Raw genomic sequence first — 22,317 nt, 5'->3', positions numbered from 1 at the left:
AGGACCGAGATGATCCGCTACATCGACGATCTGCAGCTGACCGGGAAGCGCGTCTTCATCCGCGTGGACTTCAACGTCCCGCTGGAGGGGCGGCGCGTGACGGACGACACCCGCATTCGCGAGGCGCTGCCCACCATCCGGCGCGCGCTCGAGATGGGCGGGAAGGTCATCCTGGCCTCCCACCTCGGCCGGCCCAAGGGCCCGGACCCCAAGCTGTCGCTCGAGCCGGTCGCCGTGCGGCTGGCCGAGCTGCTCGGCGGCAAGCACGAGGTCATCCTCACCGACGACTGCGTGGGGGATGGCGTGAAGAAGCAGGTGAAGGACCTCAAGGAGGGCCAGGTGGTCCTCCTGGAGAACCTGCGCTTCCACAAGGAAGAGGAGGCCAACGACGAGGCCTTCGCCCGCGAGCTGGCCGCCAACGCCGACGTCTACATCAACGACGCCTTCGGTACCGCGCACCGCGCCCACGCCTCCACCGCGGGCATGGTGCCCTTCGTGAAGGAGAAGGCCGCCGGCTTCCTGATGCGCAAGGAGATTGAGTACCTGGGCAAGGTGCTCAAGAACCCGGAGAAGCCCTTCGTGGCCATCCTGGGTGGCTCCAAGGTGAGCGACAAGATCAAGGTCATCGAGAGCCTGCTGCCCAAGGTGGACGCGCTGCTCATCGGCGGCGCCATGGCCTACACCTTCCTCAAGGCGCAGGGCGTGGAGGTGGGCAAGAGCCGCGTGGAGGGGGACAAGCTGTCTTTGGCCACCCGCATGCTGGAGGCCGCGCAGCGGCTGAAGACGCCCATCGTCCTGCCGGTGGACCACATCGTGGGCACCGACCTCACGGAGAACAGCGTGGCCAAGGAGACGCCGGACAACGCGATTCCGGTGGACATGCTGGGCCTGGACATCGGCCCCAAGACGCGGGCCATGTACGCCCAGCACATCCGCGACGCGCGCACGGTGGTGTGGAACGGCCCCATGGGCCTGTTCGAGGTGGCCAAGTTCGCCGAGGGCACCCGCTCGGTGGCCGCGGCCATGTCCATCAACAGCCAGGCCACCACCGTCATCGGCGGTGGAGACAGCGCCGCGGCCGTGGAGCAGATGGGCTACGCGGAGAAGATGAGCCACGTCTCCACCGGCGGTGGTGCGTCCCTTGAGTTCCTGGAGGGACGTGAATTGCCGGGTATCAAGGCACTGGAAACGCGTTAGGCTGCGCGCCCGCAACGCAACCCGTATCCCACACCCCTGGGGGGACACATGGCCGCCGCGGTTCGTCGTCGGAAGATCGTCGCCGGGAACTGGAAGATGCACAAGACGGTGCCCGAGGCACTGGCGCTGGTGCGTGAGCTGCGGGGGATGGTGGCCCCGCTGGGAGACACGGTGGAGGTGGTGCTGGCGCCGACGTTCGTGGCGCTGCAGCCGCTCCACGTGGCGCTGGAGGGCGCGCCGCTGCAACTGGCGGCGCAGAACTGCCACTGGGAGGCGTCCGGAGCCTTCACCGGCGAGGTCTCCGCGCAGATGCTGGCGGAGCTCGGGTGTGCCTACGTCATCGTGGGCCACTCGGAGCGCCGGCAGCTCTTCGGTGAGACGGACGAGTCGGTGAACAAGAAGGCCCGGGCGGTGAAAGCGGCGGGGATGACGCCCATCATCTGCGTGGGCGAGACGCTGGCCGAGCGCGAGGGGAACCGGACGCTGGAGGTGGTGGAGCGCCAGGTGCGCGGGGCGCTGGCCGGGTTCGACGCGAAGGACGTGGGCAGCTTCGTCCTGGCGTACGAGCCGGTGTGGGCGATTGGGACGGGGCGCAACGCCACGTCGGCGCAGGCGCAGGAGGTCCACGCGGCGATCCGGGGCCTGCTCGAGCGGCTGTACGACGGGGAGACGGCCGGGCGGGTGCGCATCCAGTACGGCGGCAGCGTGAAGCCGGACAACGCGGCGGAATTGCTGGGGCAGCCGGACGTGGACGGGGCGCTGGTGGGCGGAGCGAGCCTGAAGGCGGGCGACTTCGCGGCCATCGTCAAGGCGGCCAGCTAGGGTCATGTAGGAATGGGGGACGGGAAGATGTTGTCTCCCGTTCACCAGTTTGTGTAGGGTGCGCCTCCTTCTCACGGAACGTCTGGAAGACTCGCCATGCTGACCTTCGTCACGATCGTGCACGTCCTTGTCTGCGTGTTCATGATCTTCGTCATCCTGCTGCAGCCCGGTAAGGACGCGGGCATGGGCTCCGCGCTCGGCGGCGGCGCTGCCACGAGTGCCTTCGGTGGCCGGGGCGCGGTGACGTTCCTGAGCAAGCTCACCGGCGTCTTCGCGGTGCTCTTCTTCATCTCCTCGCTCGGCCTGTCCTTCGTGGGGCTGCGCACCTCGGTGGCGGCTGGCGGCTCGGTTGCCGCGCCTCCTCCCGGGGCGGCCGCTCCGGCGGCGTCCGGCCCGGGCAGCGTGGAGCAGCCGCGCGGTGAGACGCCGGTTCCGCCTCCTCCCTCCGAGGGCGGTGGCAACCCGGCGACGAACGAGGCCGCTCCGTCGGCCACGCCGCCTGCTCCGGCTCCGGCGCAGTAGGCTTCAGGAAGAAGTCGGGTCACGCGACGGTTGAAATTGTCGTTGCGTGATCCGAAGCGGTCCGGTAGATGGTCCGCGCAGCAAACGCCCAGGTGGTGGAACTGGTAGACACACCATCTTGAGGGGGTGGCGCCGAAAGGTGTGCGGGTTCGAATCCCGCCCTGGGCACTCCGAAAGAGCCTCCGAGTCGAAAGACTCGGGGGCTTTTTTCGTTCCTGGCTCTGCGCTGTAGCTCGACTGTAGCTACCGGCCTTCGTCCGACGCGGGCAGCGCGCGTCCTGTCGGCGACGTCGATGGAAGTCGGAACTCCACCTTCAGCTTCGCCACCTCCGCGCAGAGCGACTCCCATCAGCGCTGTCGTGTACCCCTGCAGATACTTCGCCAGCACGTCCAACTTCGTCGAGGTCCAGTCCCCTCCGAAGCTGTGGGCCTTGCCCTTTGCCGTTGCTCCTCCGGTCTCATCGACTTTCCTCGGGTCTTGTTGACAAGGCCCGACCCAGGTACCGTCCTCAAGTGCACAGTGGTCCCGATCGGCCCGGAGCAAAGGGAATGACAACAGAGTCTTGGGTCTCGGTCGAAGACGTCGCCAAGCACCTCGGGGTTGCGAAGGATTCGGTGTACCGCTGGATTGAGTCGAGGAAGCTCCCGGCTCACCGAATTGGTCGCCTCTGGAAATTCAAGCTCTCCGAGGTCGATGAGTGGGTTCGCGCTGAAGGCGCCGCCGAGCACCCGACACGGGGAGATCGTTGATGCCGTCCCTTGATGTGTCCACGCTGAGCGACGCTCAGCGCCCCACCGGTGTCTGGGCGGCATCGCTGCTCCACGCCCTCGCGCGCGACGAAGCCGCGGGCCGCCGTCGGCCGCGGCTCACCGAGCCGAAGCTCGACACCTGGTCCCGCTTCCGTGGGCGCCTGTCGAGTGTCGACCTCGTCTCGCTGCTCTTCGAGGACGCCGCCGTCCTCCATCGCGTGCCCTTCGATCCCGAGGCGGTGGGTGGCGCGCTGCGCCCCGAGCGCCTGCCGGAAACGGTCACCGACGACTGGCTCAAGGCCATCGAGTCCCTGCCGCTGAACACGGCTGGCGCTGACTACATCCTCGAACAAGCGCGCCTGCTCGGCCTGCCCATGCGCATGGCGCGCTCGGACCTGCACGTCATGAAGCCGCACCAGAAGGTCCTCGAGCTGCCGGGCACCGGCGGCCAGCTCGCGCACCACCTCGTGAGCAGCCAGAAGGACCTCACTCTTCAGGACAACTTCTCCGTCGCATGCGGCTCCTGGCAAGAGCTGACGCTCGCGGGCATCGTCGCGCTCGAGCTCGGCGCACCGCACTCCGACTTCGCTACGCGCGCCGACGCGGCCGACCTCAGGAACCCGGAGCACCCGCTCCGTCAACGCTCCTTCGACTTCGTCGTCGGACTCCACCCCGACAAGGGCGGGCTCTTCCGCGTCGAGGACCAGCTCGCGATCTGGTTCCCGACCGCGAAGGTCCTGTTGGTGTGAAAGATGGCGGCCAAGTTCATCCAGATCGGTGAGCCCGCGCACGATGCCGAACGGCAGGCGCTCCGCTTCCTCGTCGATGGATTGCCAGAGAGCTTCACCGTCTACGGCAACGCATGGCTCGTGGAGCGCACCGGCGTCGTCTATGAGCTCGACGCCGTCGTCGTCGCGCCGCACGCAGTCTTCGTCGTCGAGATCAAGTCGTACCGAGGCCGTATCGAGGGCACCGACAACGACTGGTGGCTGCCCGAGAAGATCAGAAGCCCCCTCAAGCTGAATCGCATCACGTCCCAGGTGCTCAAGTCGCACCTGAAGAACGCGAGCTACCAGGCTGGCCAAGTGTGGACCGAAGGCCTCGTGTTCCTCTCGGCCACGACCGACGTCGGCGTGCGCGGCCCGGCGAGCAACGACCGCGTCCACACGCGCAAGACCATCCTCGCCGCGCTCCAGGATCCTGAGCTCATCAATCGCATGAGCGGCGGGCGCGCGCTCATGCCGTCGTCGAACGCCGAGCGCGAACTGCTCGAACTGTTCACGGGCGCGCAGAGCGGACCGCGCCCGGTGCGCCGCGTTCGCGAGTACGAGGTCGTCGAGACCTTCGATCACCACGACACCTTCACTGAGCTGCTCGGGAAGAACACGCTGTCGGGAGCCGAGCGCGTGCTGCGCATCTACAGCGTCCCGCCCCTCGCCACGCAGACGCAGCGTGACCGCATCGCCGAGCGCGCGCGGTGGGAAGCGCAGGTCCTCGGTCGCCTCGGTCGCAGTGAAGGTGTGCTCACCGCCGATCCGCCCTTCTCTGACGAGGCCGGCATCGTGCTGCCGCTCGAGCACTTCAAGGGCATCACGCTCACCACCTGGGTCGAGCGCTACGGGCCCGACGCGCGCGGCAAAGAGAAGGCTGATCTCCGCATCCGCACGGACCTCTGGATCCGCATCGCCCAGACCATCGACGAGGTGCACCGTCAGGGCGTGGTCCATCGCCTGCTTCGGCCCGACGTCGTCCTCGTCGAGGACAAGCAAGAGCCGACAGAGGTGCGCGTCACGGGCTTCGACCTCGCGAAGCAGATGACGAGCGACGCCACCATCTCGCTCACCACCATCCACGACGACCGGCTCGTGTACGCGGCGCCCGAGGTCGTGACCGCGTTCTCCAGCGCAGAGCCAGCGTCCGACCAGTTCAGCCTTGGTGCGATGCTGGCGCTCGTCCTCACCGGCAAGCCGCTCTTCGAGAACACCCGCCAGCTCATGGCGCAGCGCCGGCTCATGCGCCGCGTGCGCGACATCTCGCAGCGCCTGCCCCTCAGCCTCGACGAGGCCGTCGCCAAGATGGTCGAGCTGCGCGCCACCGACCGCTACGCCACGCTCGCCGAGGCCATCGAGGCCGTGCGCGTCGGGCGCGATCCGTCGCCCCGCGGTCAGGCGCTCATCCCGAACGTCGGGCGCGCGCCGCTCGATGCCGACAACCTCCAGGCGGGCCAGCGCATCGGCTCCGACTACGAGATCGTCACGCGCCTCGGCCAGGGAGGCATGGCCGTCGTCTACGCCGCGCGCCACCTGGTCAGCGGGCGCACCCGCGCCCTGAAGATCGCGCGCTCGGAGGACGCCGCGGAAGAGGCCCTGCGCGGCGAGTACACCGTGCTCACCGGGCTCGATCACCCGAACATCGTGCGGGTCATCGACCTGACCAAGATGGTCGAGGGGCGCCTGACGCTCGTCATGGAGCGGGTGAGCGGCATGAACCTGCGCCAGTGGCTCGCGCAGCACCCAGCCCCCGAGCCCACCACGCAGCGCCGCCTCGCCGAGGACCTCATCGCGGGCCTCGACTACCTCGAGCAGAAGTCGGTCACGCACAAGGACCTCAAGCCCGACAACCTGCTCGTCTCCGACGGGCGGCTCACCATCATCGACTTCAGCCTCGCGGCCATGCCCGAGGACGCGCCCTACGGCGGCACCGCCCTCTACCGCGACCCGGCGAGCGCGCGCTGGACGCATGCCACCGACCGCTTCGCAGCCGCGCTGTGCCTCTTCGAGCTCTATGCCGGCCGCCATGCCTTCGAGGGCCGCCTGCCCGAACCGGGCCAGGCGCCGATCGTCGCCGACGACGACATCCAGCCCACGGGCCTCGCCGCGTTCTTCCGCAAGGCACTTGATCCGACACCCGAGAAGCGCTTCCCGTCGGCGCGCGCCATGCGCGAGGCGTTGCTCGTCGCGCTCGGCGAGGACACGACCACATCGTCCTCCGTCCCGCCGCCCAAGCAGATCGACGCGACCACGCCGCTGCGCACCTCGGGGCTCTCGACGCGCGCCATCAACGCGCTCGCCCGCTGCCAGGTCCACACGGTGGGCCAGCTCCTCGCGCTGCCTGCCGCACAGGTGCGCGCCATTCACGCCATCGGCACCAAGACCGCGAACGACATCATCGCCTTCCAGGAGACGCTGCGTGGTCGCGGGCTCGAAGGCACCGAGGCGGCGGGCACGCTCGAGCCTCCGCTCTTGCCCGACCTCTGCTCCTCCCCTGAGCCTGTGCAGAAGCTCCCGCTCGGAGAGACGCTGCGCTCGGCGCTCGCCGCGGGCGGGCTCCCCACGGTCGGCGCGGTGGCCTCGGTCACGCGCAGCGCGCTGCTCGCGCTCCCGGGCATTGGCCGCAAGAAGCTGGCCGAGGTCGTCGAGGCGCTGTACCAGTTCCGCGCGTACACCGATGGCAAGGCGAAGGGTGGCAACGACGGCGCGCACACGCTCGATCGCGTCTGGGAGCTCGCGACGAGGCCGCTCACCCCCGAGCAGCGCATCGCCGTCGAGCGCGTCATCGGCATCACCGGCGAGCCCGAGACGCAGGAGCAGATCGCCGAGGACCTCGGGACCAATCAGCCGAAGGTCAGCCACGATGTCTCCAAAGGGCTCGAGCGCATGGACCTCTCGGCGCTCGCCGACCTCACGAGCGCCTTCGACGCGGTGGTCGATGGCTTTGGTGGCCTCGTGCGGCTCGACGAGATCGGCCAGCGATTCGAGAGCGAGTGGCCCGCCGGCGTCGTGACCGGTGAAGGCATCGTGCGCGTGATCGTGCGCGTCACGCCCGGTCGCGCGCACATCTTCGAGGTCGACGGCGCCGAGCAGCCGATCGTCGCGCGCCCCATCTTCGATCGCGACACGGTCAAGGCGTTCGCCGCTGAGGTGGTGCGCCTCGCCGGTCAGTGGTCGCCCGTCGAGCCCGACACTGCGCGGCGCACGCTCGCGGGGCTCCTGCCACACTTCGACGGCGATCCGCTCGCCCTCGGCGTGCGCATCTGCGAGGACGTCGAGATCGCCGAGACGGGCCACCTCTTCATCGGCCCGATCGACCCGAAGCACAGCATCGGCTTCGTCATCGACCAGGCGCGAGAGCCCATCGCGCTCGAAGAGCTGGCTGTGCGCGTGCGACGCATCTTCGGCCCGCATACGCCGTACCCCGATCCCGACCACCTGCTCGCCATTCTGCGCGACCTCGACTGCCGCGTTCAGGGCGCACTGGTGCTGCCGGGCCGAGCGGGCTCGATCGTGGCCGCGCAGCCGCTCGCGGCCGACGAGCTGCCGAACAGCTTCGGCGCCGAGCGCAGCCCCGAGCTGGTGGTGCGCGACATGCTGAAGGAGGCCGCGGGGTCGCGCGGCTTCCGCATGCTGGTGACGCCACCCGAGGGCCACGCCGAGATCGGGCGCTCCGTCGCCAGCGCGCTCGGTGGCAAGTGGGTCTCGTTCGACGACGCCTTCTTCGGTGAGCACGCCGCCGACATCAAGTCGCTCGAGCGTGCCGAGCGCTTCGTCGCGCAGCGCGAGGCGCTCACCGAGGCGGCCGAGCAGACGCTGTTCAATCTGCTCGAAGAACACGGGCGAGCAGGCAACGTGATTGTCCTCGGCGACACCGCGCTCTTCGGCCTGTGCGAGGCGCTTGACCTTCCGCGCCGCCTCTACGACGAGACGCTCTCCAGCAGTCGGGGCTTCTGGATCCTCGTGGTCCCGGGCGTCATCCACAACCGCCAGCCGCGCTTCAACGAGGGCCCCGCCATGTGGCACCTCGAAGGCGCGACGCTGCCTCTTCTGCACCCACTTCCGGGCTGAGCCAACATCGATGAAAGCGAACGACCGAGCCCGATTGACCACCGCTCTCCGCGACCACGTCGCGAAGATCGCCGCCGACCTGCGCGCGAAGATGCGCGCGCCCGGCGCTGCACGCGCGGCCGCAGAGCAGCTCCACAAGGACGAGCGCGTCGCCGAGGACTTCGAGGTCTGGACGGACCTCCTCTCGCGCCGCGCTGCGGTGCTCTGGGTGCTGAAGAGCGTCTACGTGCGCGTGCTCGAAGACCGGGGGCTCCTCGCGCCGGGGCGGCTGCTCGATCCTGAGGCACAGCAGCTCTTCGAGAAGCTCGCGCCGAACCTCGGCGACACGGCCTTCCTGCGCTGGATCTACAAGGACCTCGCGAGCACGCGCGGCGGCGTGCCCGAGCTGTTCAGCCCCCAGCCCGCCGAGGTGTCGTTGCCGTCGGACGATCTCTCTCGCGCGCTCATCGGCTTCTGGCGCCACCGTGACGCCGACAGCGGCGCGGTGTGGAGCTTCGCCGAGGAGCGCTTCGAAGGCGAGCTGATGGGCGACTTGTACCAGGAGCTCGATCCGGTCGTGAAGGACCGCTTCGCGCTCTGCCAGACGCCCGATTTCGTGCGCGCCTTCATCCTCAACCGGACCCTGACGCCGGCCATCGAGACCTTCGGCGCTGACGAAGTGCGGCTGCTCGATCCCGCCTGCGGCTCGGGCCACTTCCTGATCGACGGCTTGAAGCGCCTCGTCGCCGCAACCGCCGACAAGCACTCGGACTGGTCGAAGGAGCAGGTCGTCGCGCACGCGCTCGACCGCGTCGTCGGCATCGACCTCAACGACTATGCCTGCGCGCTCGCACGCACGCGCCTCATCATGACGGCCGCCGAGCTGGCAGGCGTGACCAAGCTCGCCGACGCCGCGCGCTTCCATCCGCACGTGTACTGGGCCGATGGGCTCGAACAGGTCGAGAGGGAGGAGCAGAAGCCCTCGCTTCAGTTCTCGCTCTTCGAGCCGGTCGAAGAGAAGCCGCGCGCGACGCTCACGCGCTCGGATGTTCGCGCGGCACTCAAGAAGGTCTTCGAGATAAAGTTCCACGCGGTGGTCGCAAATCCTCCGTACAACGAGGAACGCGACAGGCTTCAGAAGGAGTACCACCGCGAGAACGTAGGTCGCCGTCGACGCTACGTGGCCGCATTCAAGGACTACGGACTTGGCGCTCTCTTCACCGAACGATGCTTTCAGCTCGCAAAGCCCTTGGCTTTCGTGGGAGTGATCACGGCGAACAACTTCATGAAGGGAGAGGCCGGGAAGCCGTTCGTGGAGGAGGTCCTTGCAGGGATCGACCTGAGCCTCGTTGTGGATCTCTCGGGAGCCATCGTCGCGCACTCCGGATTCGAGACGCCGACCGTGATGCTATTCGGGCGAAATCGACGTCCAGAAAAGTTGGCGCCGATCCGCACTGTGATCGGAAAGTCCGGTGACACCGATCGGCCTGTCGATCTCTCCACGGCAGCCGTGTGGTCGAGCGTGGTTGCCGGCTGGGCCACACTTGGCTTCGAAAACGATTACATCCGAGTCGACGACCTCGCACGAGCCAGGATGGCCGCGCATCCGTGGGTATTGCACGTAGGCGATACATCGGATCTTATCAGCAAAATTGAAGCAACGACCCGGGTCCGACTCGGGGATGTTGTGGAGCAGATCGGCTTCGCTTCCTTTGCCGGTCTAGACGAGCCGTTCTACCAGCCCAAGGGTACCTTCGTCCGCCTTGGATACAGCTGTGAGTTTGTCCGCCCCCTGCTTGCGGGCACCAACGTCCGCGACTGGTGCCTCCGTCCAACGGAAGAGGCGCTGACGCCCTACGGCGTGCAGGACGCCGAGCCTCTCCCATTCGAAGGACGACTCGCTCGCCCCAACCACCTCTGGCGCTATCGGACTGCTCTCAACTCGGTCAGCTCCTTCTCCGGCGATCGCGCCTCTGAGGGTGCGAACTGGTGGAACTGGTACAGGTGGATTCCCGCTCGCTACCGCGTACCGCTGCGCATCACGTTCGCGGACGTAGCGACGCACAACCATTTCGCGCTGGAACGCGGCGGGTTCGTCTTCAACAACACGGCTCCAATCATTCGCGTCAAGGGGGGCGGCGGCGAGCTTGCGCACCTTGAGCTGCTCGGATTCCTCAACTCGTCGCTTGCTTCGTTCTGGCTCCGCAACAACGCGAAGAAGGTCGGCGGACGAAGCTCCGGCACCAAGAAGCAGGCAGAGCCGTGGGCACAGCGGCTCCGGTTCTCTGGTGGGCTTGTCGAGCGGCTCCCGTACCTTGCGGACGACAGTGGCCGCGTTAGGGAGGTCGCAAGTCGGATCGAGAAGCTCGCACGGGAGTTGGTTCAGCTTGAGCCCTCCTATCTTCTCGGCCAGTCATGGTCAGACCTTTCCTCGGAAGTGGTCACGGCAGAGCGGAAGCACCGGGTCGTGCGCGAAAGGATGATTGCGCTCCAAGAGGAACTCGACTGGACCGTCTACTGCCTCTTTGGACTGGCGCCGCGAACAGAACTCACGCCGTTGTCCGAGATCGACTCGATCAGTTCCGAGCACCGCCCGTTCGCAATCCATCTGGCCCGACGGGTAGCTGCTGGCGACGTGCAGACTCATTGGTTCTCGGCGAACGGTGGGATGGCAGTCGTCGACGTTCCCGACGTGTACCAGAAGGCGTACCGCGAAGTGCTTGAGCGTAGACTCAAGCTGATCGCTACTCACGCCCCGTTGGGCGCACTCGAAGCCCCTGAGTACAAACGCAAGTGGGAGCCGTACAACTACTCGGACCACCTCGAGGTGGCCGCATTTGCATGGCTGAGTGACCAGCTTGAGGCGGTGTTCGCAAACAAGGCGCGTCCGCTAACGACCGCTCACCTCGCCGCGGCCGTGCAGGACGATGAACGCTTCCTCGACGTTGCTTCGCTCTACGAAGGACGTCGCGACGTCGACGTGCAGGCATTGGTCTCAAGTGTTCTCGCAACCGAGGCAGTTCCGACCCACCCCTCCCACATCTACACGGTATCTGGCCTGTTGAAGCGAAACGCCTGGGAAGAGGTGTGGGCGTTTCAGCGAAGAGAAGATGCAGGCGAGAAGCTTCAACGCGGGGAGTCTCTTCCAGAGTTCAGCCAAGGCAGTCGAGGCAAGTCAGTTGACTTCCTGCGCACTGAGTACTGGCGGTTGCGGGGAAAGCTGAACGTCCCACGCGAGCGCTTCATCTCCTTCACCGAGGTGCCCGGGCGCTCCGGCGTCGAAACGCTCTACGGCTGGGCGGGCTGGACCGCGCAGCAGCGCGTGAAGGCCATCCTCACCATCGACGAGGAGCTCGAGGACGCGTCCGTGCCGCTCGCTGACCGCATCGGCCTGCTCGACAGCTCGTGGCGCCTGTTGCCCGACGTCGCGCGCGAAGACGTTGCAGCCGCCACGCGGCTGAAGGCCGAGCTGCAGGCGCTCGTGGGTCCGGAGGGCCCGAGCCGCGAGCTCATCGAGGACTGGAAGAAACGCTTCCCGCCACCCACTTCGCGCGCCTCCGGCGCCAAGCGAGGCGCGAAGAAGGCCGCTGCGCGTGACGAGGAAGACTGCGAGATCGAGGAGAGCGACGAGTCATGACCACCATCACTGAGGCCTTCGAGCTTCCGCGTCCCGAGGATATCCGGGCGATGGGTTTCGTCGTCAAACTGCGCGAACTGGACCCCAACTCCGAGGAGGTCGAGCAGCTCGCACGCGACTACGTCGTCACCCCCGCCGTCGAGAAGGAGCTGCCCCGCATCCTCGACGACATGAAGCAGGTCTTCGACCGAGGCGAGGAGTACGGCCGCTTCATCCACGGCAGCTTCGGCAGCGGCAAGTCGCACTTCATGACGATGCTCTCGCTGCTTGTCGAGGGAGCGCCGCCCGCGTGGAAGAAGTTTCGCCCGCTGCTCAACGCCCATCGCGACGCAAAGGCGAGCAAGGGCGGCGAGGCCAGCGACCACGAAGCGTGGCTCACGAAGGCGGGCCTGCTCGTCGTGCGCATCCACATGCTCTCGGTGCGAGGCAAGAGCACCGGCTTCGACCGCGCCGTCTACGAGGGCTTCAACGCGGCGCTCAAGCGGCGCGGCAAGGTGCCCTTCGAGTTCCTCAACGTCGACGCCATCTTCGAGGAGGTCCGCCGCGAGGCGAAGGAGTACGGTGAGGTCGTCTGGAAGCGCCTTGAGACCGAGGGCATCGTCGGCGGGCGCGAAGACTTCGAGGCGCTCGCCGCGGGCTCGATTCAGGCCAAGGAGCGCTTCGCGCGCGCGTGGCTCAAGTACAAGGGGCGCGACGCCTCCGACGCTGGCATCGACCCGCGCTGGAGCGAGGGCCTGAAGCGCATGGCCGAGCACGCCAAGGCCCAGGGCTTCGGCGGCATCGTGCTGATGATCGACGAGTTCCTTCTCTGGCTCGCCGAGAAGAGCGGCCAGGAGTTCGTTGCCGAGATCAACAACCTCAACGTCATCGTCGACCACAACACGGGGCAGCGACCGGCGCCCATCTTCGTCTTCGTCGCCCGCCAGCGAAATCTCCAGGAGTTCTTCCCGGACCTCGTCGACGAGTCGAAGATCCACGAGCACCTCGATCACCACGCGAAGCGCTTCGAGATCACGAAGCTGCAGGACGTCGAGCTGCGCCACATCGTGCGCGGCCGCGTGCTCCGGTCGAAGAAGGCCGACGAGGTGAAGGCTGCGGTCAGCTCGCTGTCGGAGAAGCACAGCAAGGTGCTGCCCGCGCTCCTGGCGGGCGGCGACCTCGACTACCTGCGCGACGTCTATCCCTTCCACCCGGCGCTCATCGAGATGCTGGTTGACGTCACCTCGCTGATGCAGCGCGAGCGCTCAGCGCTGCGCCTGCTCTACGAGCTGCTCGTCGTTCACTATCCGAAGCTGCCGCTCGGGGAGTTCCTGCCGGTGGGCTCGGCCTTCTCTGCCATCTTCCCGGAGTCGGGCGTCGAGGCGAGCAAGAAGGTGGAGCTGATGCAGGACATCCACCACCAGTACTACTCGCGCCTCGCGCCGGCGATGGCGAAGATGGCCGAAGAGGGCGGCGCCGAGTTCAACGACGAGCGCCGCCGCGCACTCAACCAGCTCGTGAAGACGGTGCTGCTCGCCGAGGTGTCGCCGCGCCTGAAGCAGGGTGGGCTCACCATCGAGCGGATCGTGCAGCTCAACGCCGTCGACGTCGAAGGCGAGACCTTCCGTGGTCAGGTGCGCGTGGCCGAGACGGACCTGCTCGCGCTCTCGCAGCGTGTGCCCGACCTGCAGGTGGCCGGGCAAGGCAAGACCGCGCTCGTCCGCTACGTGCTCGGGCGCGTCAGCCTTGGCGAGATCCTCGGGCGCGCGCGCTCGAAGGTCGACAACCCCGCCCAGCGCTTCAAGGTGTTCTGGCTCGCGCTGCGCCAGACGCTCGGCGTCGCCGGCACCAAGGGCTTCGAGGACGGCGGACCCAACGAGGGGGATTGGGACCTCTCGTGGCGGCGCACCAGGCGGCGTGGTCGCATCAAGCTCGGGAACGTGCGCGAGATGTCGTACGACGATTTCGCGCCGCCGGACGGGGCATTCAAGATCCTCGTCGACTATCCGTGGGACGAGCCCGGGCACACGGTCGATGAAGACCGTCTGCGCGCGATCAACGTTCGCAAGAAGCAGGGCCTCTTGCACACGGTCTGCTGGCTGCCGCGTCACATGAGCCCGACCGAGCTCGGCGTGCTGACCGAGCTCGCGGCGGTGCGCTACCTGCTCTCGGATGCCGGGCAGGAAGACCTGCTCGAGACGCTCGGGCCGCAGGACAAGAGCAAGGTGCTCGACCAGGCGGGCATTCGCCAGAAGACGCTCGAGGGCCAGCTCGAAGACCTGCTCAAGGAAGTCTACGTCCGGCATGGTGAGTTCGTCGCGCTGATCTCGGACGTGGACTCGAGCCGCCCGCGCGAGACGCTCGCCGAGAACCTCGAGCACATCGCGGCGCTGCTCGTGGACCGCCGCTACCCGCAGCACCCGACCTTTCTCGCCGAGCCGAAAAAGCAGGACCTCGAGTCGCTGCTCGGCTGGATGGTCGACGCAGGCGAAGGCAGCGTCTCGATCGCGTACGACGAGAACGTCGGCAAGGTCCTCAAGAACCTCGGCCAGCCGCTCGAGCTGGTAAACCTCGGACAGACCAAGGCGTCGCTGCGGCTCGACTCCCGCTACATCAAGGATGTCCTCCAGCGCGCCGACCAGGACTCGGTGTCGTGGACGCCGATCGCCGACCACCTGCGAGAGACCTACGGGTTCCAGCCGCTGCTCGTCGACCTCTTCCTCTGCTTCCTCTGCCAACGAGACCACCGCGCGCTCGAAGACATCAGCGGCGAGCCCGCCGACGTCCGCATCGGCATGTCGCAGACGACGCGCATCCGGCTCCAGCGCGGCAAGCTCGTGAGCGCCGCCGACTGGCACCGGCTGCGTGACCTCGGTAACCAGCTCTTCGAGGTCCCGCGCCCCGCCGCGCATCGTTCGCTGCAGGGGCAGGACCGCTTCACGACCGAGCTGCGCACCAGGGGACAGGCCAGGCGCACCGTGCTGCAGGCATTGCACACGCGTCTTGTGCATCTCGGCGTCCAGGGCGGCGACCGACTCAAGGAGCTGTCGACCGCGAACACGCGCCTCGGCCCGCTCGCGCAGACCACGACCGACAGCCACAAGGTGCTGAGCGAGCTGCTCGCCGCGTGGCCCGACGATGCGTCGGACGCGCTGCGCACCATCGTGCAGCAGGCCGAGACGCTTCGTGATGCTCTCGCCGAGTTGAACGAGCACGCGCGAGGGAACCTCAAGGCGGGCGTGAACCACCCCGTCATCGGCAGCGAGGTGAGCGGACACCTGAGCGCGCTCGACAGCCGCCTCGCGGCGGCGCAGGCCGAGCAGCCCTTGACGAAGGACTGGGTCGCGACCTGGAACAAGAAGGCGCAGGAGTTGATCAAGCGCCTCATCGAGCAGCCTCCGGCCATCGGTGGTGGCGTGCAGCCGCCCGTCATCGGTGGTGGCGCCCAGCCCCCGCTCGTCGGCGGTGGCACTGAGGTCACGCCACGCACGGTGCTGCTCAAGAAGCGCGTGAACCCGACCGACGCCGACGCCATCTCGGACTTCCTGGACGAGGTGCGCAAGGCGCTCACTGCGCAGGGAACGAAGCCGATCAGCGTCGTACTCGTGCGCACTGAGGAACTCGAGTGAGTGCTGCCCAGCTCCTTCTCCGTCGTCTCCTCGATCAAGCTGGTGGTGTCAGCGAGACGGGCTACCTGCTTGTGATCGACGGCGAGGGCCTCGAGAACCTGCCGGACCAGATGCCAACGCCGAAGGGCTCCTACGGCGTGCATCGGATCTCGTCCGAGCTCGGACTTCGGCACTTGCTGTGGAAGGCGAAAGGAGCGCCTCTCATCGCCGTGATGCCCGAGGACGTGGCGCGGCGTATCCAGAACGCCCCGGACTTGCTGCGGCGCGCGCGCAACCAGCGCGTCCACGCGCTCTCGGTGAACGACGTGCTCGAGGTCGTACTTGGCGTGCGCGTCGTCGGCGCAGACGCGCCCTACATGCAACAGCTCGCGCTCGAGAACGTGGATCGCTTGGGCTTCGTGATGAGCCATCGAACGCTGCCCACGGTGGTCGACCGCCGGCTGCTCACGGAGTTGCTCGTCGACGTGAGCGTGGGCGAGCAGGTGCGGACGCGTAGCCCCGCGCAGCTTCTGGCCACTTGGGTACAGGAGCCGCCGCGCTGGTCGCCGAACATCAGCCAGCTCGTGCGCGACGCGATGCCCTCGCTTCACGGCGACGAGGGACGCCTTCTCGCGTGGGCGCTCGCCGAGCCGGAGAAGCGCCTGCGCGAGCTCGTGGTCTACGGCGCGGTCCTCACGGTCGAAGCCGCCGAACTGCCGAAGCCCGCCTGGGGCACGCTGTGGAAGGCCGCCACCGAGCCTCCGCTCGAGATGGACCGGCGCATCCTCCGGCGCACCGTCGCGCGACTCGCGGAGGAGACGCTGGCGCTCCTGGGCGACGCGGCGGGTGACCTCCTCGCCGGTGCAGATCGCGTCGGGCGTGAAAGCCTCACGCCCACGCAGCTCCAGACCAGCCGCGTGCTTCCGCTCGCATTCTCGGACCGCTGCCATGAGCTCGCGCAGCAGGCGGCCAACGGGAGGGCGATCAGCGCCGCCGACATCACGTGGCTGTCGAACCACCGCGCGGCGCGCATGCATCGCGGCGACCTCGCGGTGCTCGAGTCGATGGCGCGCATCTCGCGCTACCTCGACCAGCCCTTCAGCCCGAAGCTCGGCCTGCTCGAGCAGGTACGCGACTACCAGCGGGGTGGTGCGTTCGTCGACCTGGCGATGATGCAACTGCGCCGCGCGCTCGCGAGCAGCGTCCACTACCACGCCGAGGCCAACAAGCTGCTCGCCGCGTGCCGTGAGCGCCGCGACCGCGAGAACCGCCACTTCGCCGAGACGCTCTCCGGTGGTTACGAGGCCGCGCTCCACCGCGAGGGGCTCACGCCGCTGCACCGACTCTGGAAGCGCACCGTCGCGCCCGTGTGGCAGCAGGAACCCGACGCGCGCCTCTTCCTCGTCGTGCTGGACGGCTGCAGCTACCCGGTGTTCCTCGAGTTGCTCTACACGCTCGCGCAGGACAGCTCTTTCCCACTCGGCATCAAGCCCGATGCAAGCGGGCTCGTCGCGGGCCTTCCGGCGCTCTCGCCGCTGCCGACCGTCACGAGCCACGCACGCGGCGCCATCTTCCTTGGCGAGCTGCCGAACGACCCGCTCGTCGCCGAGACCGTGTTCCGGGACCAGGACGAGGCGAAGACAGACAAGGCGCGCTTCAACCAGAACGCCGCCCTCGGCAGCCGCAAGCGGCGTCTCTTCCTCAAGGGCGACCTGACCGACGGCGGCCAGGAGCTTCTTTCCGCGCTCGACGACGAGTCGCTCTCGGTGGTCGGCGTCGTGTTCAACGCGGTCGACGACCAGATCGGTTCGTCGAATACGGGCGCGACGGTGAAGATCTCGCCGGAGGACATCACCGCCTTCAAGCCCGCCCTGCGCGTGGCGCTCAATGCGAAGCGGCGCGTGCTCATCACGGCCGACCACGGTCACAGCCCCTTCGTCGACAAGTCGCTCCGCTCCGGCAACGGCAAGACGCCGCGCTACACCGCGCTCGGCAAGCATGATCCGGTGCCCGAGGGCTTCATCGAGATCGACGTCGCCGGGCTCGGCGGACCGCCCGAGCGGCGCGCCTTCGCTTGGCGCTCGGGCGCGTACCTCGGCGGGTCGCAGGTCGGATTCCACGGCGGATGCGGGCTCGAGGAGGTGGTCGTCCCTCTTGCTTGGCTGGAGCGCGATGGCCTCCACGCCGACGAGCCCGCGTGGTGGTACGGGCGCGGTGCGCTCGCCGAGGTCACCACCGAAGCGAAGCCGGTACAGCCGCCGATCGTGACGCCGCTGCCATCGGACGAAGTTCCCGCGAAGCCGAAGGCGCAGCTCTCGCTGTTCAACCCGGCCGACAAGGCGGACTCGCTGCCCATCCCGAAGGAGCTGCTCGCGAAGCTCAGCCTCGACGAGAAGAGCATCCTCGTGCTGCTGCGCGAGACGGGCTCTGCGCGGGCGAGCGAGCTGGCCGAACGCCTCAAGAAGAACCCGGGCCGCCTCAACGGACTCATGCGGTCGCTGCGCCGGACCCTTCACGAGGGGGGCCACGTTCTCTTCAGCGATGAAGTCCTGCCGAGTGGGGAGACCATGTACCGCTACCAGCCGAAGGGGGGACGCTGATGGCTGTCGTCCCCGAATCAGCAGCCATCGTGAACGCGCTCCGCAGTGGTCTCGTGCCGAACGTGGGGCTCGAACACTTCGCGACCGGCCTCGACGCGCTCGTTGGAGCGGTCAACGAGGACCTCGATTTCGTTGCCGGCGGCAAGGGCCTGTCGAAGTGGATTCGCGGCGAGTACGGCACCGGCAAGACCTTCGCCGCGCGCTACCTGTGCGCGAAGGCGCGCGAGCGGAAGTTCGCATCTTCCGAGGTACAGATCTCGATCAACGACACACCGCTCCATCACCTGGAGACGGTGTACCGGCGCCTCATCGAGAAGCTCGAGACGGCAGCCGACGGGCCCAATGCGTTCCAAGCCATCGTCGAGGGGTGGCTCTATCAGGTCGGCGACGAGGTCACGCGCCTGCGCGGTATCAGTGAGGACGACCCAGGCTTCCCCGACGCGACCGAGCAGCGGCTCGAGGACAAGCTCGCCGACCTCTCGAAGCGCAACCCCGCCTTCGCGCAGGTGCTTCGCGCTTACCACCGAGCGACGCACCAGGGCGACTTCGCCACCGCGCAGGGCCTGCTCGCGTGGCTCGCTGGGCAGCCGCACACGGATCGCTCCGTGCTCGCGGCGGCGGGCGTGAAGGGCAAGGTCGACGGCCAGGCGTCGCTGACGTTCCTGGCCGGGCTGCTCCAGTTGCTCCGGCAGTCGGGCTACGCCGGGCTCGTCGTCGTCCTCGACGAGGTCGAGACCGTGCAGCGCATGAACGCGCAGACGCGCGAGAAGTCGCTCAACGCGCTCCGGCAGCTCATGGACGTGCTCGCGAAGGAAGAGCTGCCCGGGCTGTACCTGGTGGTCACCGGCACGCGCGACTTCTTCGAGGGCTACAAGGGATTGAAGGCGCTCGCGCCGCTGTACCAGCGCGTGCAGGTGAACTTCTCTGAGGACACTCGCTTCGACAACCTGAAGGCCCCGCAGGTGCGGCTCACGCCGTTCACGGACGACCGCCTGCTCACGGTTGGCACTCGAATCCGCAACTTGTACCCCGCGAAGAACCCGGCGCGCCTCACCGAGCGCGTCAGCGACGCGTTCCTCCAGGGGCTCGTGACGCAGGTCACGGCGGGCTTCGGCGGCAAGGTGGCGCTGGCGCCGCGCATGTTCCTCCGCGAGCTGATCGACGTGATGGACCGCGTCGACATCCACGAGGCCTACGATCCGCGCGAGCACTACAAGCTCGCGCTCGACGACGGAAAGCTCACCGCCGAGGAGCTCGCCGCCAAGCACGGGCGCCCCGTCGAAGAGCCGCCCGAGGGGCCCGAAGAGCCGACTTCCAACGACAGCGAGGAACCGCCCCCGGCTCCAAAGCGGAAACGACTGGACGGGTAGCGATGGCGGGACTCGCGCGCCTTCATCCGCACCTGCAGCACGCGATCATCCACGACCTGGGCTGGCGCTCGCTCCGCCCTGTCCAGGAGCTGACGATCGACGCGATCCTCGATGGCTGCAACGCTGTGGTGCTCGCTCCGACAGCCGGAGGAAAGACCGAGGCGTCGATCTTCCCGGTGCTCTCGCGGATTCTCACGGAGGACCTGAAGCCCGTCTGCGCGCTCTACGTGTGCCCCATCCGCGCGCTCCTCAACAACCAAGAGGAGCGGCTCTCGTCGTACGCGCGCATGGTGGGCCTCGAGGTCTTCAAGTGGCACGGCGATGTCTCGGACTCGAAGAAGAAGAAGTTCCGCGAGACGCCCGCGCACATCCTGATGACCACCCCCGAGTCGCTCGAGGTCATGATGATCTCCGAGCGCACCGACGCGAAGGCGCTCTTCTCGGGGCTCTCGGCGGTCATCATCGACGAGGTGCATGCGTTCGCCGCCGACGATCGCGGCGCGCATCTCGCGAGCCTGCTCGAACGCCTCGTCGCGATGACGGGCCGTGACATCCAGCGCATCGGCCTCTCGGCCACCGTCGGCAACCCGCATGTCATCGGCGAGTGGCTCCAGGGCTCGAGCAAGCGGCCGTTCCGCCTCGTCGACCCGCCGAAGGCGAAGGCGCAGCGTGACCTGCGCCTTGACCTGTGCGTTGACATCAGCGAGGCCGCGGCCGCCATCGGGCAGGTCGCGCGCGGCAAGAAGAGCCTCGTCTTCGTCGAGAGCCGCAGCAAGGCCGAGAAGGTCGCGCACGCTCTCGCTGGCACAGGAGTCGAGGTCTTCATCCACCACAGCTCGGTGAGCCGCGCCGACCGCACCCTCGCTGAGGAGCAGTTCGCCAAGGGGCAGAACACGGCCATCGTCTGCACCTCGACGATGGAGCTGGGCATCGATGTCGGCGACCTCGATCAGGTCATCCAGGTCGACGCGCCGGCCTCGGTCGCTTCGTTCCTCCAGCGCCTCGGACGCACCGGCCGCCGCGCGAACACGCGTGCCAACTGCACGTTCTTCTGCCTGAGCTCCGAGTCACTGCTCCAGTCGGTGGCGCTGCTGCGCCTCGCCGAGGCGGGATGGGTGGAGGACGTCACGCCCGCCGCTCACGCGATGCACGTGCTCGCGCACCAGGTGATGGCGCTCATTCTCCAAGAGGGAGGCATCTCGCGGCACAAGCTGATGCCGTGGGTCGAGGCCGCGTACCCGTTCTCATCGGTGCGCCCCGAGCGCGTCCAAGAACTGGTCGACACGATGCTCGAGCGCGAGATTCTCTACGAGGCCGACGGGCTCCTGTCGCTCGGCCAGCGCGGCGAGAAGCTCTACGGCCGCAAGAACTTCTTCGAGCTCTACGCCGTCTTCACCGCACCGCCGGTCATGCGCGTGCAGCACGGCAAGGAAGACGTCGGCTACATCCAGGCGCTTTTCGTCTCGATGCATGACGCCAGCAAGGGCCCGCTCTGCTTCCGTCTCTCCGGGCGCGCGTGGGAGGTCGGGCAGATCGACTACGGCAAGGGCGTGCTCCACGTGCGCCCCGCCGACTACGGCCGCGTGCCGAGCTGGCTCGGGCTGCCGGGCGTGCTCTCGAACGCGCTCTGCCAGGGCATGCACGACGTGCTGCTTCACGAGAAGCAGGAGGGCGCGTGGCTCAGCAAGGCCGCCGCCGCCGAGCTGGCTGTCGTGCGTGACAGCTACGACGGCCTCCTCGAGGAAGGCACGGCATCGCTCGAAGACCACCCCGATGGCGTCCAGTGGCACACCTTCGCGGGCGGTGCGGTGAACCGGCTCCTCGCGGCGGGCCTCGAGCAGAAGTCCGGCAAGAAGTGGGTGGCGGGGAACCTCTCGCTGCGTTGCAAGGACATCGCCTTCACGGCTGCGGGTGACGCGATCCGCTCGCTCGCCGACCTGAACTGGGAGCGCATCGCTGCCGACGCTGCCCGCGAGATGGCGCGCGGGATGCTCAGCAAATTCCAACCGTGCCTTCCCGAGGAGGCTGAGGACCGGCTCCTGTCCGAGCGCCTCCTCGATCATGCCGGCACGCTGCGATTCCTCGCCAGCGTGAAGGTCAACGGCTCCCGCGTGGCCGCGCGACCGACCGGCATGCGCCTCGCCGACGTCGAGGCCACCGGCCCGCTGCCCCTTGAGCTCGCCCCGCGCGCCGTCCCGGGCGTTGCCGCAGCGCCGAAGAACGACGTCCAGTGGGTGGACACGCCGGCGGCACTGCGCGTCGTCAGCGAGGAGCTGCGCGCCGCCGACGTCGTCGGCCTCGACGTCGAGACCGCGCTCGACTTCGGAACACTCTGTCTCCTGCAGATCGCGACGCGCAAGCGGACCTTCCTCATCGACCCGCTGGCCGTCGGTGACCTCAAGCCCATTCTCGACGTCCTCAGCGGCGCGGTGCCCGTGAAGGTCATCCACAACGCTCGCTTCGAGCGGCGCGTCCTCGCGGCCATCGGCGTCGCCCTCGACGGCGTCTACGACACCCTGGTGGCCTCGCGCCGCGCGCGCGGCACCGACGCCCTCGGCGGTCACAGCCTCGCGATGGTGTGCGAGCGCGAGCTGGGCATCGTCCTCGATAAGACCTCGCAGACCTCTAACTGGAGCCGCCGCCCGCTCGACGCCGACCAGTTGAAGTATGCCGCGCTCGACGCCGAGGTGCTCCTCGCGCTTCACGAGCGCTTCAACGAGCTGGGCGTCACGCCGGACACCGGGGGAGGCCAGCATGACGGCCAGCGCTGATGTGATGGAGGCTGCCGTGACGCCGCCCGCGTCGACGACCACGACGGGGACCCCGTCGATCGACCATCGTGGGGAAGCACTCAATGCGCTCGCGCGTGGCGCGCCTGCTGCCATGCCGCCGGCCCATGTCGCGGCCGACGCGAACGGTGCTTGCTTCGATCGAGCCACGGACACTCTGTGTCACGGCTCATGGAAGAGAGCGCAGCGGTCGCGGCAAGGCTGACGGCGGCCGAGCGGGAGC

General features: G+C 68.0%; 11 protein-coding genes and 1 tRNA gene. All 12 read left to right on the top strand.

The features are described 5' to 3' along the window. The first annotated feature begins 9 nt into the window (after positions 1 to 9). The 12 genes from LXT23_RS27195 (at position 10) to LXT23_RS27140 (ending at position 22,076) form a co-directional block, all read left to right on the top strand. The gene (locus LXT23_RS27195) at positions 10 to 1,197 is read left to right on the top strand and encodes a phosphoglycerate kinase (RefSeq protein WP_253983232.1); all 1,188 of its coding nucleotides are present in this window, start codon (positions 10 to 12) and stop codon (positions 1,195 to 1,197) included. Positions 1,198 to 1,245: 48 nt separating this feature from the next. Further along, positions 1,246 to 2,019, top strand: a complete 774-nt coding sequence (gene tpiA / locus LXT23_RS27190; protein WP_253983231.1) for a triose-phosphate isomerase — start codon at positions 1,246 to 1,248, stop codon at positions 2,017 to 2,019. 96 nt (positions 2,020 to 2,115) lie between these two features. After that, positions 2,116 to 2,541 carry a preprotein translocase subunit SecG gene (gene secG / locus LXT23_RS27185; protein WP_253983230.1) on the top strand — a complete coding sequence of 142 codons (426 nt, stop codon included), beginning with the start codon at positions 2,116 to 2,118 and terminating at the stop codon, positions 2,539 to 2,541. A gap of 86 nt (positions 2,542 to 2,627) precedes the next feature. Beyond that, positions 2,628 to 2,709, top strand: a tRNA-Leu gene (locus tag LXT23_RS27180). Between the two features lie 381 nt (positions 2,710 to 3,090). After that, positions 3,091 to 3,291 (top strand): helix-turn-helix domain-containing protein, encoded by a 201-nt coding sequence (locus LXT23_RS27175; RefSeq protein ID WP_253983229.1) that lies wholly within the window; start codon positions 3,091 to 3,093, stop codon positions 3,289 to 3,291. Then, positions 3,291 to 4,040: a hypothetical protein gene (locus LXT23_RS27170; protein ID WP_253983228.1), complete on the top strand. Its 750-nt coding sequence runs from the start codon at positions 3,291 to 3,293 to the stop codon at positions 4,038 to 4,040. The genes LXT23_RS27175 and LXT23_RS27170 overlap by 1 nt, the downstream gene beginning before the upstream one ends. A 3-nt stretch (positions 4,041 to 4,043) precedes the next feature. Next, entirely contained in the window at positions 4,044 to 8,132 is a 4,089-nt protein-coding gene (locus LXT23_RS27165) for a protein kinase domain-containing protein (RefSeq protein ID WP_253983227.1), read from the top strand. A 10-nt stretch (positions 8,133 to 8,142) separates the two neighbouring features. Then, entirely contained in the window at positions 8,143 to 11,748 is a 3,606-nt protein-coding gene (gene pglX, locus LXT23_RS27160) for a BREX-2 system adenine-specific DNA-methyltransferase PglX (protein ID WP_253983226.1), read from the top strand. Then, positions 11,745 to 15,356 (top strand): DUF6079 family protein, encoded by a 3,612-nt coding sequence (locus tag LXT23_RS27155; protein ID WP_253983225.1) that lies wholly within the window; start codon positions 11,745 to 11,747, stop codon positions 15,354 to 15,356. Before pglX ends, LXT23_RS27155 begins: the two co-directional genes overlap by 4 nt. Beyond that, entirely contained in the window at positions 15,353 to 17,935 is a 2,583-nt protein-coding gene (gene pglZ / locus LXT23_RS27150; protein WP_253983224.1) for a BREX-2 system phosphatase PglZ, read from the top strand. The genes LXT23_RS27155 and pglZ overlap by 4 nt, the downstream gene beginning before the upstream one ends. After that, positions 17,935 to 19,305, top strand: coding sequence for a BREX system ATP-binding protein BrxD (gene brxD / locus LXT23_RS27145; protein ID WP_253983223.1), 1,371 nt, complete (start codon positions 17,935 to 17,937; stop codon positions 19,303 to 19,305). Before pglZ ends, brxD begins: the two co-directional genes overlap by 1 nt. A gap of 2 nt (positions 19,306 to 19,307) precedes the next feature. Further along, positions 19,308 to 22,076, top strand: a complete 2,769-nt coding sequence (locus LXT23_RS27140; RefSeq protein ID WP_253983222.1) for a DEAD/DEAH box helicase — start codon at positions 19,308 to 19,310, stop codon at positions 22,074 to 22,076. Positions 22,077 to 22,317: the final 241 nt, after the last annotated feature.

The organism is Pyxidicoccus xibeiensis, from assembly GCF_024198175.1.
Taxonomy (GTDB): domain Bacteria; phylum Myxococcota; class Myxococcia; order Myxococcales; family Myxococcaceae; genus Myxococcus; species Myxococcus xibeiensis.
Note: the sequence above shows the minus strand (reverse complement) of the source record. Positions and strands in the feature narration are given on the sequence as shown.

Coding starts and splice junctions, on each gene's coding strand:
- LXT23_RS27195 (WP_253983232.1), top strand. CDS start 10: ATGATCCGCTACATCGACGATCTGCAGCTGACCGGGAAGCGCGTCTTC.
- tpiA (WP_253983231.1), top strand. CDS start 1,246: ATGGCCGCCGCGGTTCGTCGTCGGAAGATCGTCGCCGGGAACTGGAAG.
- secG (WP_253983230.1), top strand. CDS start 2,116: ATGCTGACCTTCGTCACGATCGTGCACGTCCTTGTCTGCGTGTTCATG.
- LXT23_RS27175 (WP_253983229.1), top strand. CDS start 3,091: ATGACAACAGAGTCTTGGGTCTCGGTCGAAGACGTCGCCAAGCACCTC.
- LXT23_RS27170 (WP_253983228.1), top strand. CDS start 3,291: ATGCCGTCCCTTGATGTGTCCACGCTGAGCGACGCTCAGCGCCCCACC.
- LXT23_RS27165 (WP_253983227.1), top strand. CDS start 4,044: ATGGCGGCCAAGTTCATCCAGATCGGTGAGCCCGCGCACGATGCCGAA.
- pglX (WP_253983226.1), top strand. CDS start 8,143: ATGAAAGCGAACGACCGAGCCCGATTGACCACCGCTCTCCGCGACCAC.
- LXT23_RS27155 (WP_253983225.1), top strand. CDS start 11,745: ATGACCACCATCACTGAGGCCTTCGAGCTTCCGCGTCCCGAGGATATC.
- brxD (WP_253983223.1), top strand. CDS start 17,935: ATGGCTGTCGTCCCCGAATCAGCAGCCATCGTGAACGCGCTCCGCAGT.
- LXT23_RS27140 (WP_253983222.1), top strand. CDS start 19,308: ATGGCGGGACTCGCGCGCCTTCATCCGCACCTGCAGCACGCGATCATC.